Genomic DNA, 16,052 nt, shown 5'->3' with positions numbered 1-16,052 from the left:
ACCATCGCAGCAGAAGTCGTCAGGCCAGCCGCAAGGCTGCAATTTAGTGCGACATCAGGACCGGCATTGAAATGTTATTCAGCAGATCGCGGGTCGCACCGCCGAACATATCTTCGAAGAGCGGCGAGTGGCCATAGGCGCCGCAGACGATAAGATCTGCACTCTCTCGGTCGAGGCCGGCAAACAAGGCACTGGTGAAATCGTTGTCTCCCGTGTTGCGCCATCCAGCCAAGACTACCGCAACCCCATGGTGATCGAGATGACCCTTTATCTCCTGAACATCTGCATTTTTGTCGCTGTAGTTGCTCGCGAACACGAACAGGAAAACTTTGCGTGCGGCCTTGAGGATCGGCATTGCGTCGTGAACGGCCCTGGTTGACTCGCGGCTGAAATTCCAGGCGATGACCACCTGCTCGCCGATTGCGTCTTCTCCTGTCCAGCCCGTTGGTAGGACCAACATGGGAACCCCGGCTGTCATCAAGATTTCTTTGGGGATTGCTGAATTGGATAGATGGCGGTGGTCCGGATGCGGCTGTGTCGTTACCAGAAGGTCCGCGCAATGGGAAAAAAACTGCTCTGCGGTATGAGCCTCCGGCCGTGACGCGTGATATTGGAAATCAAGGCCAGCCTTTCGAACCGCGGTGGCGAATTCGTCTTCAATCGCGAGCGCCTGCTCTCGGCCCTCCCCCTCAAGTGCTTCTTTCGTGCTGACGTCGACGCCGATCAGCCTGGCCTGGTGCTTGGCTGCGACATTGATGGCAGTGCGCACACGGGCCGTGGAATCTGCTCCCGCGTCCAAATAGACAACGATATCTCTGTAGGCCATAACTTCCTCCATTCGCGGACGCACAGGGCCGAGTTTCACCTGCTCGCTCGGTCGTAGGCGTCGTCAGCAGAATTGCCGTTAAGCGCGGACTCCATCACCTTGAGTAGTAAATGTCCCTTGACGCTGCAGGTTCCGGATGGCTGCAAAGAATTAGCGATAGTTGGCTTGTAGCGATCCTTTTCTGCAAAGACCCGGCATCCGTTCGAGCGAACTGAGCCAATTTGTGTGTCCAGCCACCTTCACAAGCAAACAATGAACCTGCCAGGCGTGTCCTTCTTTGACTCAAATCAAGAACGCGAAAACATTACCCGAACCTTTTCGAGAGTCGGGGCCGCCTAGGATCCGGCCCTCTTCATCGAGTAAACGCATTCTCCGGATGGCGCGTTTGAGGCTGCGAGGTCCTGTGCATTCGGCGATCGTAAGCATTTTACCGATAGGCTCTTATCGAGACCGAAAGATCGCCCGCCATGAGATGTCTCGAAACGGAACAGTCTCATAATCGAATTGAACCCGAAGAAAGCGCTCGCTGCGGCGCGGAAGCGGATCACGGAACTTCAACAGCAGATGACCGACAAGACGCTGAAGATGGCCGCGGAAGTCGAAAAACTCCTGGACGTCGCAACCGTTCGCGAAGCGAAAGGCTTTCTCAAGGTACACTGCGGCCTATCGTCAAGCGATCTCGGCAGTTCTCGAAGACCCTCATAGGCGCCGAAGAAGTCCTGGCAAGAAGCTGTATCCCGTTCTCCGTCATGAAAGCGCTCGCGTCCGCTGACAGCGACACTTGGGCGGAGGCGCTTACCACAATCGCTGGAGGCGCCCATCTCGATACGAGCGAAATAGCAGCGATCCAGCGAAGAAATCGTACCGACAAGATGTCCAGAGCCCAGGTCGCAGAAAGGGACCGTGCCGCGGGTCATCGCAGTGGAACTGCGTCGCCGCGCGGCCTCTTCTTCTACTGCCCTGGACGAGCAAACAACGCGTTCCTCGATACTGTTCGGGCCTTCGAGAGCCGGTTCAGATACTTCGTCCAGAGCTTCGCCAGTGCCAAGAGTCAGGAGCTGGAAAGGCCGAGGAATATATGGCCGACTTCGTGCGGATCCGATCTACCTGACGCACCGGCGGCTCCCCTACTCGAGGGAAACCGTCGATCGGATAGAGATTGATCGCCTAGTCTGGCGTACGACGCGGAGGTGCCCACAGCTTCATGCGCCATTCCGCCCCTCTACTCCGATGCCAGAAAAAGTACTATCGATCAAATTCTTCGGCGCACTTCTTCACGTCTTCTATTAGAGACGGCGCTCGGACCGAGAACGTGCGCCGGACCCGGGGACAGAGGGCGGTCGCAGGAGTATGTCCAATAGGCGACAGCACGTGTTCATCGATCGTAGAGTACCGTTAGGACTGTTTGCAGGGGGCGGCACGACCAGTCAGCACCTCCGTTTCCGGATGATGTGCGATGCGCCGGTCTACAAGCGCCGGTCGTGTGCGCCTTCGGCACTGCATTCACCTGCATCGTTGGATTGCCGCCATCGAGATATGCTGAGCATGCAGCGACCCTCTAAGTGGTCAACCCGCTTCTACCGGCTCTAGGACAGCCGCCCCGTTGAGTCGACCTGCTCGTAGATCCGCCAACGCAACGTTGGCCAGATCAAGGGAATAAGCGGTTGTGACAGTTCGAATGTTCGCTGCTCGCACGACCTCGAAGAACTCGTCGGCGTCAGTGCGGGTAAGATTGGCCACCGATACCACTCGCCGCTCCCCCACAATAGGCGATAGGGCATGGCGGGGATTTCGCTCATGTGAATGCCGCCGCAGACGACCGTATCGCCTTTCCGAACGGCAGCCAATGCCTTGGGAACCAGTTCGCCCGCGGGAGCAAAAAGGATGGCAGCGTCGAGCGGTTTCGGCGGAACTTGGTCAGGCGACCCCGCCCATACCGCTCCCATCTCCAGTGCAAAGCGCTTCCCTTCGTCGTCTCCCGGTCGGACGAACGCATAGACCTCCTGCTGTTTCCAGCGGCAGACTTGCGCCAAGATATGAGCGACGGCGCCGAAACCATATAGCCCAATGGTTTTCCCGCCACCCGCCATCTTCAATGATCGCCATCCGATTAAACCTGCACAAAGAAGCGGCGCAGTAGCAATCGGATCCGAGCTCTCCGGCAGAACGAACGCATAGTTAGCGTCGGCGGTAACATGTGTCTTAAACCCGCCGTCGAGCGTGTAACCGTGAAACGCGGAGCGTCGCAGAGGTTATCTTTTCCACCGCAGCAAACAAGCAACTGCCGTAGGTGTGACCAAGCCACGGCACGCCAACCTTTGACTTAGCAACGGTTCCGGTGCGCCGGATCCTAGCGCGATGACGATCCCTACAATTTCATGGCCGAGTATCAGCGGAAGCTTAGGGTCTGGAAGATCGCCATCGAACACGTGGAGGTCCGTCCGGCAAACGCCGCAAGCTTCGACCCTGATCAAGACTTGTCCCGCTGACGGAGACGGATCCGGCAGTTCGACAAGGCGCAGAGGCGTCCGAACTCGGTCAAGCATCATCGCCTTCACGTCAGCCTCCATCGATCGAAAAGTAGCTCAATCAGCAACACGTCAAAGGCTCTTGCCTTGACTTGGATCAAAGACTCCGCCCTCGCCGAGCGCTACGAAGAGTTGTTGGCGTAGCTGTCCATACGCTCACGACGACGAGGAGGAAGGCAACATGGACCATATCGCGATCACTGCCCTCAACACCAATCCTACCGTCTTTCCTCGTTGCTCGATCGCCCCAAACAACGAGAAGACAAGCGATGTGGATATTCTGCTCGATCGGTCAGATTACGATCACTGGGTGGTAACCATGATCTCGTTGCGGGCGCGAAACTGGGCCGCTCACGAGCTTTGCTGCCCGCTTCGCAGTTGCTTCGCCGGAAGTATGCGTCTCGACATAATGAGCGCCGACCGCCTACTGAAGAGCGCGCGCAAACAGGGGTTCAAGACTGAATTCGTGGGCCTCGGTGGAAAGGACATTTTCTGAGGAAGGCGGCGGTGCGTCCCCGATCGCAAGAGACCGATACTGGGATGTGCCTGTCGGATCTTTGCTGCTGCACAGCAAGTCCGGGGCTTCACGACCCGGCGCCGTAAACCTATGCCTTTCGTTCGCCGTCACCGCGCAAGGCAACTACCGTGCTACTTCGACATCATTCCAACTCGGAGCGGCAGCGGCGGCCGCTGCAGTGCGCGCGCATCAGACGGGTGCGGCCGGGCCGTCCACATGATCCCGGGAAGGTATTTGGCAGCTTCGGTAGCGGCTCCGCCTGCTTCACGCTTGAATGGCGGCAGCGAGCTCAGCCATTGCTGAGTTGGCGACCCATTTGCGACTTTGATCAACATCAAAGACAGAGCCTGCCCAGGGAATACAATCCTTCTACAAAACCAAGGAGGCAGTGAGATGAGCATTAAGACCGTCATATGCGTTTTCGGTGTCGACCGTTGGGATCAGGACCTCAAGACCGCCATCGAGTTTTGCGAAACGCAGGGTGCACATATGACCGCCCTCGTCGTCTGCATGGGCCGCGTTCCGGCGATTGCTACGTATGAAGCGCTTTCCACCACCTGGCTAGAGGGGCAGCAAATAGAAATCGATCGCCTTTCCGAGGAGACGGTGGCGGTCCGCAGGATCCTCGAAAGGACTGAACTGTCCTTCGATGTGCAGGAAATCTACACCGAGTTCGCCTGGGCCGACGAGGACATTGCACAACGTGCACTCTATGCCGATCTTGTACTCATCGGCGCTCAGGCCGCAGGGAATGAAGACCTACAGCGGCGAGTTGTCGATGGAGCGCTGTTCCAGTCCCCAACACCAATTCTCATCAACCCTCGCATGCAGGCAGTCGTGGCGTTTCCGAAGTCCGTACTGCTTGCCTGGGATTCGAGCGAAGAGGCCGCGCGTGCAACCCGCCAGTCGATGGAATTTCTGAAGGGCTGCGAAGCCGTGCACGTCACCCTCGTGGATCCTGTCGCTAGCAGCTTCGCGAATGGTGAAGAGCCGGGATCCGACATTGCCACCTTCCTTGTCCGTCACGGCATCAAGGTGGAAGTCGACCGCATTGCGAGCGGTGGACGCCGTTTGGACGAGACATTGCGTCAGCACGCGGTAGACGTGGCGGCCGACATGGTGGTCATGGGTGCTTACAACCACCCGAGGATCCAACAGCGGCTTTTCGGCGGTGTGACACGGTCGATGCTGAAGGACAGCCAGATCCCGCTTTTCCTGTCCCGTTGACGCAGACCCTACGCCTGTCGGCCCCGGCAGTCGCCGGGGCTTGCGAACGACATCACGTTCCGAACCGATAGTCACTGAACCCCAATGGGGATCGCCATGAGGCCACAGTTCCATCTGCCGTTGAGCACCTATCCAGAGGCAAGCTCGTTTGCAATTATCGAGAACGCCATCCAATTCTGCCTCCATCACGAGGCGGATCTGGTAGCGAGCCTTTCCGTCGCTCGGCGTCCTGGCCATCCGCTTGAACCCTCTGAAGATTCTGTCGATGATGATACGCTTCAGGCTGATCGCTTCGACCGCGAGATAGCCGCTCAGCTTGTCAGGCATCTGAAGCATCGGTCTGCTAGGGTGTCTCTTGATGTCAGGCTCGATACGTTCGATGCGGAGGCAATGTCGGCGAGCCTGAAGCTGGCAGAACTTTCTCGCGCATACGACCTTACGATCGTCGAAAACTCCGAAATCGCGCGGCCAACAATCGAAAGCCTCGTTTTCGAAAGTGGTCGCCCGCTGCTTTTGCTGCCGCCAGAGGATTTCTACGGACGTATCGACACCGTTTGCATAGCCTGGGATGGCAGCGCCACTGTTGCCCACGCCCTGTCGACCGCTTATTCGCTGATCGGATCCGCCACCAAGGCGATCGTCGCCTGTGTGCGGAATGGGGAGCTATCCCATGACAAGCTGTTGGACCGCTACGTCGAAGCCTTAAAGCATTCGGGCCTTGAGGTGGAACTCGCGGCTTTGCATTGTGATGGCGAAGACATACCGTCTGCCATTCAGGATGGTGCCCTCGAAGGCCGTGCCGACCTGCTGATCGCCGGAGCTTATGGTCACTCCAAGCTTCGTGAAGCGATGTTCGGTGGCGTAACGCGTGGTCTGCTCGACAATCTCCGCGTCCCCGTGCTGCTAGCACACTAGGCCAGTGCCCGAAGCGCGTTCAAGACGACCGCCACATCAATGGCCTCCTGGATGAGCGCTCCTTGGACCGGAGGCAGAAAGCCGAACGCGGCGACCAGCATTGCGATGGCCGAGAGACCTATGCCGGCGTAGACGCTTTGAAGCGCAATATGTTTCGAACGGCGACCAATACTCAGCGCGGTCACGATTTCCTTCAAATCGCTGCGCAACAGCACGACGTCAGCCGCCTCCGATGCGGCGGCGAGATTTCCCCGCGCAACAGCGAGGCCAACATCGGCCGCAGCAAGTGCCGGCGCGTCGTTGACCCCGTCGCCTATCATCATGACGGGTCCCGATTCTCTCTCTGATCGAATGATTTCGACTTTCTTGCTCGCCGACAACTCCGCCTCGACAGCATCCAGGCAGAGGCTTTCTGCGACCGCGCGCGCTACGCCGATCCGGTCACCGCTCGCAAGAATGATCCGTTTGATGCCCGTAGCGCGCAGCTTCGCGACCGTCTCAGGGGCTTCCTCTCTGAGCGTGTCCTCGAAGCAGATGGTGCCCGAATATCGTCCGTCCACGAACACAAGGGCACTGGCCAGAACGTTGGTGACGGGAAATAAAGCGCCGCTGATCTTCGAAGCAATGAACGAAGGCCCGCCGACGAGAACATCATGGCCATCAACCGAAGCCTCAACGCCCTCGCCCGCGACCTCTGTGGCCTTCTCCGGCTTTACGAGAGCGAGGCCGCGTCGGTGGGCTTCGGAGACGACCGCGCGGCCGATGGAATGTGACGAAACCTGCTCGGCTGATCCAGCCAGTCGCAGCAGGTCGTTCGCATCGCCATTGCAGTCGACATCAGTGACAGTAGGCTGTCCGATCGTAAGCGTCCCGGTCTTGTCGAAAACCACAGTGCGAATGTTGGACAGTGCTTCAATCACTGCCGCTCCCTTGATCAGGATGCCGTGACGGGCGGCGTGTGATGTGCCTGACACGAAGGCGACCGGAACCGCAAGAAGGAGCGGGCACGGAGTCGCGACGACCAAAACGGCCAAAAGCCGCAAGCTGTCGCCGGAGATCGTTACGGCAAGAATGGCCACGCTGACGGTCAACACAAGAAACAGGAGCCCAAATCGGTCAGCGACACGGAAGATCGGAGCCTTGCTTTGCTTGGCTTCCTCGACGAGTCTCACGATGCTGGCATACGTGCTCTCCGCAGCCGGTCGGGCGGCGAGCATTTCAAACGCATCGCCCGCGTTCGACGCCCCGCTCATGACTGACTGTCCTTGCCCCAGGCGTACGGGAAGCGGTTCTCCCGTAAGAGCTGACTGATCGACGAGTGCGGTGCGGCTTTCCACTCGCCCATCGACGGGGACGATGTCGCCGCGGCGGATAAGCAGTTTGTCGTCAATTCCGATTGCGGCGATTGGTATCTCCACCATCCCGGTTTCTGAGATGCGCAAGGCGGTTCGCGGCACACGCGACAGAAGGTCGGTCATTCCGCTCTCAGCACGACTATGGGCGTAGAACTCGAGGAGATGTCCACCGGCGTACATCACCGAAACGATCGCGCCTGCCAGGTATTGCCCGAACCATAGGGCCGTGGACATGGATAGCGCGGCGATAAGATCGAGGCCGAATTCGCCGTGGCGAAGTTTCGATACGATTTCGACCAGCAGGCGTGCAAGCACCGAGACGATTGCGACGATGAGAAGTATCTGAGCAGGAGATCTGGCACCCGCCGCTTGCAGGACGAGGGAGATCAGAAGACATCCCAGCGCGCTGGAAAACAGGAGGAGTGGCCAAAGGCGCTCAGCGAAATCCCTCACGCTCCGACCGTTGAAAATCGTCTTGCCAAGTGGCGTCGCATCGAGTGGCAGCATTTGTCGGTCCATCCAGAAATGGTCGGGAATTCCAAGCGTGGCATATAGGCCGCGGAGTTTATTGATCTATGACAATGACCGAAAGCCATGTTTGCGCGACAAATGAGACTTGAATGGCCGTCGACCGGGAGAGCAGCGATGCAGCGCGATTATACCATCGGCGAACTGCGCCCTGATCAGGAGCTTGCCGCGTTTGCGCTCGTGTGTTGTGTCGCGCCCACCTTCGACGAGAGGGACTGGAAGGCTTTGTTCCATAAAGTTCGCAACTGGCGCTGCCTCAACATCTGTGATCATGCGGGCCGTGTCAGGGGGCTTGCCGTATTCAGGACCGTGATGCATCCGGAAGCCGGCATGATGATGGACGTTCCTATCTTCATCGCTCTGAGTGCCGCAAACCAGAACGAGATCGCGGAGAGCCTGTTCGCGGGCCTCCAGGGCTGTGCGACCGGCTGCCAGTTCATAAGAGTATGGAATGCTGTTCCCAAAGATTTGGAAGAACTGGAAGATCCCTCGTTCTTTCGACGCTGGGACCACGGGCTCATTTACCGTGTGGCTTCCGATCCGATGTCACAGGCTTTGCAGTGAACACGTATCCCACGGCCCGGATCGACTTTATGAATTGTGGGTGTCCCGGATCGATTTCTATTTTTCGCCTCAGACGAGCGATCTGGGTATCGATTGCCCGATCGAACGCTTCCCGTTCCCGGTGGCGTGTGAGATCCATCAATGCGTCCCTGGTCAGCACTCGGCCGGCGTTCCTGACGAGGGCATCGAGCATATCGAACTCGCCAGTCGAGAGCTCCACCTCCTCCCCTTGGGGATTGAGAAGCCGTCGCTTTTCTCGGTCGAGCTGCCAGCCCTCGAAAGCGACCACGTCGCCCGCGATCGGCACGGACTCCGCGCCCGTTTGATAACGGCGTAAGATCGATTTCAGCCGGGCATGAACCTCGCGCAGATGAAACGGCTTGACGACGTAATCGTCGGCACCCACCTCCAGCCCCACCACGCAGTCGACGATATCCTCGCGTCCTGTCAGCATCATGATAGGAATATTCGACGTCTTTCGGATCTCCCGCGCCAGATCTATTCCATCCTGTCCTGGAAGGACAAGGTCAAGAAGAATGATGTCGAAAGTCCCGGAGTTTAGGAGCGTCTTCATTTCCTTTCCGTCAGGGGCGCAGGCGACGTTATAGCCTTCCTGCTCGAAATAATGCTTTAGCATCTCCCGGATGCGCGCGTCGTCGTCCACCACGAGTATCCGCGTGCTGCCGGGAGCCCCCCTGGTCATGTGAGCACCGCTTCCTGAACCCTACGATCCATGCTGGCGGGCGCAGGATTGCGCGCGGCGCGTCAGGTGCGCCAATAGTCGCTGATCCACCGCTGTAAGTGGTCTTGCTAGCGATACCGCAACAAAATCTATAGAGCATTCCAGGCACGGCTGCCATGACCAATCTCTTCTTTGCGTTTGGTCAATGCGGACACTCCTCTTCGAAGTCATCTTCAGGCTGCAACCGCTTTTTTGGCGCTTGACGGACGCGAAGAGGATTAGGAAATGCGTGGTTTCATCTGTCGGCTCCGCACCATCCGGGCGCTCGTTTGGTATTTAGAAATCGCCTCGGTTGCCGTCGTCTGCGGCGCAGCAAGTGCAAGCGAACCCGCCTCCCCTTCGCTCGCGCCGATGCTCCGCCGAGTTGTTCCGACTGTGGTCAGTATTACCGTTCGGGGAAAACATGAAGACGACGAGTCCTGGATCCTGACGCCGGGCAGGCACGCGGAAGGCTCGCCTTCCGACTTGATTCCATCCCAGGCCTCGGTGACGGCTGGAACTGGCGTGATTACGGATGCCCAGAATGGCTATATCCTTACGAACAATCATGTKATCGAAGGCGCGACGAGCATCAAAGTCACGATCGCCGACGGTGCGACATACAATGCCGAGGTTGTCGGGAGCGATCCCCAGACAGATCTCGCGGTCATCAGGATCGAGGCCGCCGGATTGAACGAGGCGCAGTTGGGGCAGTCGGGCTCGCTCCAGGTCGGCGACTACGTGGTCGCGATTGGCACTCCCTTTGGACTGGGTAAGTCCGTTACGTTCGGCATTGTAAGCGCCCTTGGCAGGACCGGCCTCGGGCTCGATTCCGAAGAGGGATACATTCAGACAGACGCTTCAATAAATCCGGGCAATTCCGGCGGCGCGCTCGTTGATCTCGACGGCAAAGTCGTCGGTATCAACACCGCGATCCTGGGACCATCTGGAGCCAACATAGGAATCGGCTTTGCCGTCCCGATCGACACGGCAAAGGCCATCATGCGGCAACTCATCGCGAAGGGTAGGATTGAACGCGGTCTGCTTGGCGTCCAGGTTCAGGACAATAGTGCGGATTTCGGCCGCGCCCTCGGGGTCGAGATTGCGACGGGGGCGCTCGTAAACGATGTTGTGGCGGGCGCCGGAGGTTCGAACGCCGGAGTGATGGTTGGCGATGTCATCGCCGCAGTGAACGGTACGCCCGTCTCGACCGCTGGCCAGTTGCGAGCGCGGATTACTGCCCTAGCGCCGAACACGACCGTAAGACTGACCGTAATGCGCCCCGAGGGGGAAGTCGAAATCCACGCGACGCTTAGTGCGAGCCTACCCGAAACCCAGGCTGAAAATCCCGAGTTCGTAGATGGCGAAGGGTTGCTGGCGCTGGTGACGCTCCAAACGCTTGACAGCGCATCCGATGCCTTTGGCAAGGTGCAAGGCGGCGTTGTGATGRCGATCTCCGACAGCAGCGTCGCCGCCGCGGCCGGCCTTCGGCCCGGCGACGTCATAACCAGTGTCAACAGAACGAAAACACCGACGCCACAAATGGTGGTAGACCTTACAAAGGCGGTGAATGAACTTCTCCTGCTCGGCGTTTTCCGTGATGGCCATATGAGTTTCCTGGTCATCAAACGATAGAAACATCGACATGGCTGCAGCGGCTGCAAGCGCTCCCCAAGCCCCTTGCCGGCAGCTTCACGTTCCTGCTGTTCGGGCTGGGCATACTCGACCTGGACTTGATTGGAGTGCTCTTCTGGCGGGTTCCGCCGGATACGCATTGGCAGACGCGATGGGCCGGAGTGAAGGCCTTGAGCTGAAGTTTAAAGACCCTCGAGGGTTTCATCGCGGGATCGCTATCAGGTTATTCAATACTCTTCGCTCAGCCCGATGAAGCCCTCTTCCGGAGTGTCGTCCTCTACGGGTCCCGACRCATGAGCTCGGTGCCAATGGTCCAGGAAGAGTTCACGCATCCGCAGACGGCGTACGAAGCGCCGTTGAAGCCCCTGATCTGCACGAGCAGCATGAACAGGAGTTCCCTGCCAATGCGGCCGGGGAGACCGAAGTAGACGTCAGGCGGCGTGCGATGCAACGCCTGCATTTGATCGCTCCTCCTCCACGCGCGCCCGGTTTTCTACGCCGGCATCTTGGAACCGCGACCCAAGCCGCTCTGGTTGCAGAAATAGCGAAGGACTATACGAAGATGCCTGTCCGGGAGATCGAAGCGCGACTTCAGGAGGAGGTTCGCTAAATATACGTCAACGACTGTCTGAGCGATTATCGCGCCGACAAGACTCCCGAGTGAGATCTGCAATCCGGGCGTCAACTGCGCGGCTATCCAAATGCGCGAAAGGGCAGATAGCCGCTTTGGCCCGGCTCGCAAAGGGCTGGCGACCTGTATTGTGAGGCATCCACCAATCTCGCAACGTCCGTCGGTCGTTTGGAGCTTGACGACCTCAATCGAGAAGCTGGCGCAGCCGGATGGCGAGGTCCAGAGCTCTGTATGGTTTCTTCAACCAACTCGCGGAAGGCAATGAACGATTGGCAATGCTCGGCTCAGCATAGCCCGAAGTAAAAAGCACTTTAATGTCGGGTCTCAGCAAGACAGCCTGCCTAGCGAGTTCATCGCCTGTCATGCCTCCCGGCATGACAATATCTGTAAAGAGAAGATCGATCGTGTGATCCTTGGATAGAAACTTCAGCGCATCTGCGGCTGAAGCCGCCTCCAGCACAGAGTAGCCGCCCGTCAGCAACCTTGAGACGACAACACGTCTGACGCGCTCGTCGTCTTCGACAACCAGGATCTTCTCGGAACCTCCCGGCACTTCCTCAGTTCTGATCGCTTTATTGGGCTTGGCAGCGACTGCGGCCGCAGCGGCAGGCAGAAAAATCCGTACTGTCGTTCCCTGATCGAGCTCGCTGTAGAGCTGAACATGCCCGCCGAGTTGCTTGACGAAGCCATAGACCATGCTGAGTCCGAGCCCGGTTCCGGCACCAACCCCCTTGGTGGTGAAGAAAGGTTCGAAGGCGCGGGCCTTCACGTCTTCAGACATCCCGCTTCCGCTGTCAGTTGCCGAGATCAAGACATAATCGCCCGGCATCAACTGAGGGTACATCCGGGCGTAGTCGAGATCCAGTCTTGCTCGTGAGATCTCGAGCGTGAGGTTGCCGCCGTTCGGCATCGCATCGCGCGCGTTCAGTGCAAGATTGAGCAAAGCGTTCTGAAGCTGGGAGCCATCGACGAGGGCGATGTGATCGCTGCCTTTGATGCTCGTGCGAAGTTCAATTGCCTCGCCGAGTGTTCGTCGCAAAAGTTCGGAAAAGCTGGATACCAGCGAGCCGATGTCGGCGCTCTTGGGATTGAGGGGCTGACGCCTTCCGAATGCAAGAAGCTGCCCGGTCAGCTTCACGCCGTCGTCGGTAGCCTCCTGGGCCTCGCGAAGCAGTTCGCGTTGCTTTTCGTCGGTTAGACAGGCATCGAGCATTTCAAGATTTCCGCTGATCACGGTCAGCAAGTTGTTGAAGTCGTGAGCAAGCCCGCCGGTCAGTTGTCCGACGGCCTCCATCTTCTGAGATTGACGAAGCTCCTCTTCGACCCGATGCCTGCTGGTCAGGTCGCGGATGAAACCGGTGAAGATGCGAATGTCATTCGAGATCGTCTCGCCGACGGAGAGCTCCATCGGGAAGACCGACCCATCCTTCTTGCGGCCCTTCACCACGCGGCCGAGACCGATGATCCGGGCGTTGCCCGTCCGCAGGTAATCGGCAATGTGTCGGTCGTGTTCCTCCCGATATGGCGACGGCATGAGCATGCGGACGTTTCGACCGATCACCTCGCGCGACGAGTAGCCGAACAGCTTCTCGGCAGCGGCGCTGAAGGAGATCATGGAGCCGGTATCGTTGATCACCACCATGGAATCCGGAACGGTTGCAAGAATCGAGCTCAGGTGTGCCTCACGGTCTGCAAGATCCTCCTGAACCTTCCTGGCTTCCGAGACATCGATATTCGTCTGTATGACGACGGGAGTCGGCGAAGCCGCGTCGAAGACGACCCAACGCGTCGCAACCGTCATTGGATGTCCATCCTTATGATGATGAACTATATCACCGTCCCAAATGAGGCCAGCGTAGACGTCCTTCCTGATGTCGTCGATCGCCCTGGGGAATTTGGTGGCAAGCAGCTTGTGGACTACCTGCCCCACGGCTTCCTCCCGCTTCCAACCGTAGAGCCGCTCGCAACCCGACGTCCAATGGCTGATAACACCGTCGAGGCCGTGGATGACTACGTTCGTATCGTCGAAGACGCGGGCGATGACATCAAGATCCCGTCCCTTGGATGTCGAAACCGCGGCATCGTTTGCCATTGTCGCCTTCCCGCTTAGTGATGGTGTCGCATCGGCGTTTCGTCGAAGCGGAAGTCTTCGTCTGCGTCAGCTTGGCTCTCGCCGGCCCTATGCACAAGAGCAGACTTGTTGCGCACGAGGATGCCATATCGGCCATTTACCGATATGATGCCCATGCCGACCAGCTTGGTGATGGTGCGCGAGACGGTTTCGATCGTCAGTCCAAGGTAGTCCGCGATATCGAGCCGGGTCATCGGCAGGCAGATGGCGGCCGGATCGGCGACTTGTGACGCGCTTTTCTCCAATCGGTTCAGAAGAAAGCTGCACACCCGTTCTTCGGCGCTCTTACGGGAAAGTAGCACCATCTGATCCTGCGCGGCTGCCACCTCATCGCGAAGCTGCGAGAGAAGCACGGGACGCAGGTGAGGCTGCGCCCGAAGCTGTTGTTCGAAGGATGCTTTCGTCAGCCGCTGAAAGGAACCGTCGTCAATCGCCTCGGCGCTGTAGAGATACCGGTTCTTGAACGAAACTCCGACGATATCGCCCTTGGCGAGAAATCCGGTGATCACTCGACGGCCGTCATGCAGGAGACGGCAGATGCGCAGGTTGCCCTCCAGGATCGCGAAGACATGATCCGCGCGATCTCCTTCGAAGAACACGACCTTGCCCGCCGCTGCACGTTCGACCGGAGCTCGATTGAAAAGCACGCCGAGGCTCATCGGCTCCTGTGAGACCGATACTTGCTCAAACAACTGCCTGACATAGAGATGGTTCGCCAACATGATCCTTCCTCCAATCACGTGGCGTTCAGTTGACGACCCGTACGTTACACGGGAATGCTTTTTCTGTGCCAATTGGCGGAAGCTTGTGACGGTCTGTGACAGCTAAGTTGATAGACAACGTCCGGCAATAATGCGGTAATGCGGTGTCTTGTTCCTCTTCGACAAACGATCAACCGCCCACGCGACGCGGTTTTTTGAATAGGCCGCTAGTCCACTTGCGTGGCGATCCGACCCGAGACGTCGTTCAGATAGATACAGTAAAAGAGGTGCGAAGAAGCGGTCGCGGGCGGCACGTCGACCGGCTTCAATGATCCGACCTCCCACCAGTCGAAGTGCTTTGCGAGCAGTGACCACGCATGGAGCCGCTCCTCGTGCCAGGCATCGGTGTCCGTGAGTTCCTGGAAACGCCCGTTCAGTACCACACTTTTCCAGCTACCCTTGCTGGGCGATTCTTCGACCTGAAGACATACCTTCGGGTTCTGCCGCATCCACTGGATCTTTCGTCCCGGCATGGAGAAGCTGTAGGCGACCCTGGCCTGGAAGGCGAAATAGATCGGTACGACATACGGCTGCCCGTCATTGCTGCAGGCCAAGTGGCCGTAGTGACCGCCTTCCAGCATTGCGAGGCATTCTGCATGGTTCATGTCCCTGAGCGCCATTGTCATGGTTTTCACTCCTGATTGTCAAAGATGGTCCCGAACAGACCGCTGCAGGTCGAAACCTCGTTGGCCTACGTCACCGCTTGCGCGGTAAAGGAGCACACTGAACATAGTGGCAATCATTATCGCTATTAGGAACAGCAACAATGCGTGGTCGAGCACGAACCAGCGCAGCCACCTGTAGCAATCTTGAGCATGCATTCGTCGAACTCCCAGGATCCTTGCAAGGCTGCAGCCTCAGCCTTGCTTCTGTGGGCCGCGGAACTGGTCAACCACCTATTGACAGGTTATTGACCACACTCACGACGCCGGGGATCGACCACGCCGCTCGCTCCGCCGCGATGCGTTCGCGCCATCCGGTGACGCCGCCCTTAAGAATGACGTTGCCGCCAGTGACATCCACCTGAATATGGGCAGCCTCGACGTCGGCGTTGCGTTTCAACGCGCCTTCGATCCGGTTCTTAACATCCGGAACCGACACCGCCGGCTCGATCGACAATACGTTGGTGACGCCCACCACACCCCCGAGCTTCATGACTGCCTTTTCGGCCGCCACGCGCTGGAAGTGCCACGGCACCTCTCCAGACAGCCTCACCCAACCCTTCTGGACTTTGACATCGATCGCGCCATTTGGCAAAAGCGTGTCCCATTCGATGATATCGAGCGCCCGCGCGGCAATTTCGTCGTCAGCGTGCTTCTTCCTCTCCGCGAAGCGGACTTCGAGGTTCTCTGCCAGCGCGCGCACTCCCTTGACCCGCTTGACTGCCAGCTCGGCGGCAATCTTTTCGGCGTAGCTGCCGACATGGCCGGTCAAGGTGACAACGCCGTTTTCAACCGCAACGCCGATGTTGGCGGCATCCACGCTCGGTTCAAAGCAGAGTTCGTCGATGATATTCTGACGTAGTGCGAGATCATTCATCACATTCCTCCATTTGAACAAAGGGTTCTCGGACCTCGTCGCGATGATCCGCCATTTTGCCGACGTGACATTGCGCTTGGTCAAACCAGGCGAAAAATATCTGACGCATCGACGCTTTGACGAATGCTCGCCGAATTGAGACAGATCAAAGCCTACGCGCTCATTCCCCTCTAC

The 16,052-nt window shown here is 58.3% G+C and carries 12 protein-coding genes, 2 pseudogenes and 1 riboswitch; of the genes and pseudogenes, 6 read left to right on the top strand and 8 right to left on the bottom strand.

Features of this window, described 5'->3' with window-relative positions:
* Positions 1-43: 43 nt before the first annotated feature.
* A complete protein-coding gene (locus AC1DMK_RS21285) occupies positions 44-865 on the bottom strand; it encodes a universal stress protein (RefSeq protein WP_477861755.1) in 822 nt (273 codons plus the stop codon).
* Positions 866-873: 8 nt separating this feature from the next.
* A riboswitch (Fluoride riboswitch) is annotated at positions 874-934 on the bottom strand.
* Between the two features lie 1,458 nt (positions 935-2,392).
* A pseudogene (locus AC1DMK_RS21280) lies at positions 2,393-3,384 on the bottom strand (zinc-dependent alcohol dehydrogenase family protein).
* 151 nt (positions 3,385-3,535) lie between these two features.
* Here AC1DMK_RS21280 and AC1DMK_RS21275 point away from each other — a divergent pair.
* From AC1DMK_RS21275 to AC1DMK_RS21265, 3 genes are all read left to right on the top strand, one after another.
* Positions 3,536-3,850 (top strand): hypothetical protein, encoded by a 315-nt coding sequence (locus AC1DMK_RS21275; protein WP_477861753.1) that lies wholly within the window; start codon positions 3,536-3,538, stop codon positions 3,848-3,850.
* Between the two features lie 414 nt (positions 3,851-4,264).
* Complete coding sequence (locus AC1DMK_RS21270; protein ID WP_477861751.1) at positions 4,265-5,098, top strand: universal stress protein; 834 nt, start codon at positions 4,265-4,267, stop codon at positions 5,096-5,098.
* Between the two features lie 96 nt (positions 5,099-5,194).
* Positions 5,195-6,013, top strand: a complete 819-nt coding sequence (locus AC1DMK_RS21265) for a universal stress protein (RefSeq protein ID WP_477861749.1) — start codon at positions 5,195-5,197, stop codon at positions 6,011-6,013.
* On the opposite strand, the gene AC1DMK_RS21260 is transcribed toward AC1DMK_RS21265, so the two are convergent.
* The gene (locus AC1DMK_RS21260) at positions 6,010-7,875 is read right to left on the bottom strand and encodes a heavy metal translocating P-type ATPase (RefSeq protein WP_477861747.1); all 1,866 of its coding nucleotides are present in this window, start codon (positions 7,873-7,875) and stop codon (positions 6,010-6,012) included. The two genes, AC1DMK_RS21265 and AC1DMK_RS21260, sit on opposite strands and share 4 nt — an antisense overlap.
* 138 nt (positions 7,876-8,013) lie before the next feature.
* On the opposite strand from AC1DMK_RS21260, the gene AC1DMK_RS21255 reads away from it, so the two are divergent.
* Positions 8,014-8,460, top strand: a complete 447-nt coding sequence (locus AC1DMK_RS21255; RefSeq protein ID WP_477861745.1) for a hypothetical protein — start codon at positions 8,014-8,016, stop codon at positions 8,458-8,460.
* On the opposite strand, the gene AC1DMK_RS21250 is transcribed toward AC1DMK_RS21255, so the two are convergent.
* Positions 8,414-9,163 (bottom strand): response regulator, encoded by a 750-nt coding sequence (locus tag AC1DMK_RS21250; protein WP_477861743.1) that lies wholly within the window; start codon positions 9,161-9,163, stop codon positions 8,414-8,416. The genes AC1DMK_RS21255 and AC1DMK_RS21250 overlap by 47 nt on opposite strands.
* Before the next feature lie 264 nt (positions 9,164-9,427).
* On the opposite strand from AC1DMK_RS21250, the gene AC1DMK_RS21245 reads away from it, so the two are divergent.
* Together AC1DMK_RS21245 and AC1DMK_RS21240 are read left to right on the top strand one after the other, a co-directional pair.
* On the top strand, positions 9,428-10,816 hold the full coding sequence (locus tag AC1DMK_RS21245) for a trypsin-like peptidase domain-containing protein (RefSeq protein ID WP_477861741.1): 1,389 nt from the start codon (positions 9,428-9,430) through the stop codon (positions 10,814-10,816).
* Positions 10,817-11,156: 340 nt separating this feature from the next.
* Positions 11,157-11,426 (top strand): annotated as a pseudogene (locus AC1DMK_RS21240) (host attachment protein); the annotation flags it as partial.
* 205 nt (positions 11,427-11,631) lie between these two features.
* Here the strand turns inward: AC1DMK_RS21240 and AC1DMK_RS21235 are convergent.
* From AC1DMK_RS21235 to AC1DMK_RS21220, 4 genes are all read right to left on the bottom strand, one after another.
* Positions 11,632-13,539: a hybrid sensor histidine kinase/response regulator gene (locus AC1DMK_RS21235; protein WP_477861739.1), complete on the bottom strand. Its 1,908-nt coding sequence runs from the start codon at positions 13,537-13,539 to the stop codon at positions 11,632-11,634.
* 14 nt (positions 13,540-13,553) lie between these two features.
* Complete coding sequence (locus tag AC1DMK_RS21230; protein WP_477861737.1) at positions 13,554-14,300, bottom strand: Crp/Fnr family transcriptional regulator; 747 nt, start codon at positions 14,298-14,300, stop codon at positions 13,554-13,556.
* A gap of 206 nt (positions 14,301-14,506) precedes the next feature.
* Complete coding sequence (locus tag AC1DMK_RS21225) at positions 14,507-14,965, bottom strand: pyridoxamine 5'-phosphate oxidase family protein (RefSeq protein ID WP_477861735.1); 459 nt, start codon at positions 14,963-14,965, stop codon at positions 14,507-14,509.
* A gap of 262 nt (positions 14,966-15,227) precedes the next feature.
* Positions 15,228-15,878 carry a BON domain-containing protein gene (locus AC1DMK_RS21220; protein WP_477861733.1) on the bottom strand — a complete coding sequence of 217 codons (651 nt, stop codon included), beginning with the start codon at positions 15,876-15,878 and terminating at the stop codon, positions 15,228-15,230.
* Between the last annotated feature and the right edge of the window lie 174 nt (positions 15,879-16,052).

The sequence above is a fragment of the Rhizobium sp. 05L419 genome (genome assembly GCF_056397845.1).
Note: the sequence above shows the minus strand (reverse complement) of the source record. Positions and strands in the feature narration are given on the sequence as shown.

What these genes read in the sequence shown, in the direction of transcription:
- AC1DMK_RS21225 (WP_477861735.1), bottom strand. Translation starts at nt 14,965, where the DNA reads ATGACAATGGCGCTCAGGGACATGAACCATGCAGAATGCCTCGCAATG.
- AC1DMK_RS21230 (WP_477861737.1), bottom strand. Translation starts at nt 14,300, where the DNA reads ATGTTGGCGAACCATCTCTATGTCAGGCAGTTGTTTGAGCAAGTATCG.
- AC1DMK_RS21220 (WP_477861733.1), bottom strand. Translation starts at nt 15,878, where the DNA reads ATGAATGATCTCGCACTACGTCAGAATATCATCGACGAACTCTGCTTT.
- AC1DMK_RS21235 (WP_477861739.1), bottom strand. Translation starts at nt 13,539, where the DNA reads ATGGCAAACGATGCCGCGGTTTCGACATCCAAGGGACGGGATCTTGAT.
- AC1DMK_RS21275 (WP_477861753.1), top strand. Translation starts at nt 3,536, where the DNA reads ATGGACCATATCGCGATCACTGCCCTCAACACCAATCCTACCGTCTTT.
- AC1DMK_RS21255 (WP_477861745.1), top strand. Translation starts at nt 8,014, where the DNA reads ATGCAGCGCGATTATACCATCGGCGAACTGCGCCCTGATCAGGAGCTT.
- AC1DMK_RS21250 (WP_477861743.1), bottom strand. Translation starts at nt 9,163, where the DNA reads ATGACCAGGGGGGCTCCCGGCAGCACGCGGATACTCGTGGTGGACGAC.
- AC1DMK_RS21270 (WP_477861751.1), top strand. Translation starts at nt 4,265, where the DNA reads ATGAGCATTAAGACCGTCATATGCGTTTTCGGTGTCGACCGTTGGGAT.
- AC1DMK_RS21265 (WP_477861749.1), top strand. Translation starts at nt 5,195, where the DNA reads ATGAGGCCACAGTTCCATCTGCCGTTGAGCACCTATCCAGAGGCAAGC.
- AC1DMK_RS21260 (WP_477861747.1), bottom strand. Translation starts at nt 7,875, where the DNA reads ATGCTGCCACTCGATGCGACGCCACTTGGCAAGACGATTTTCAACGGT.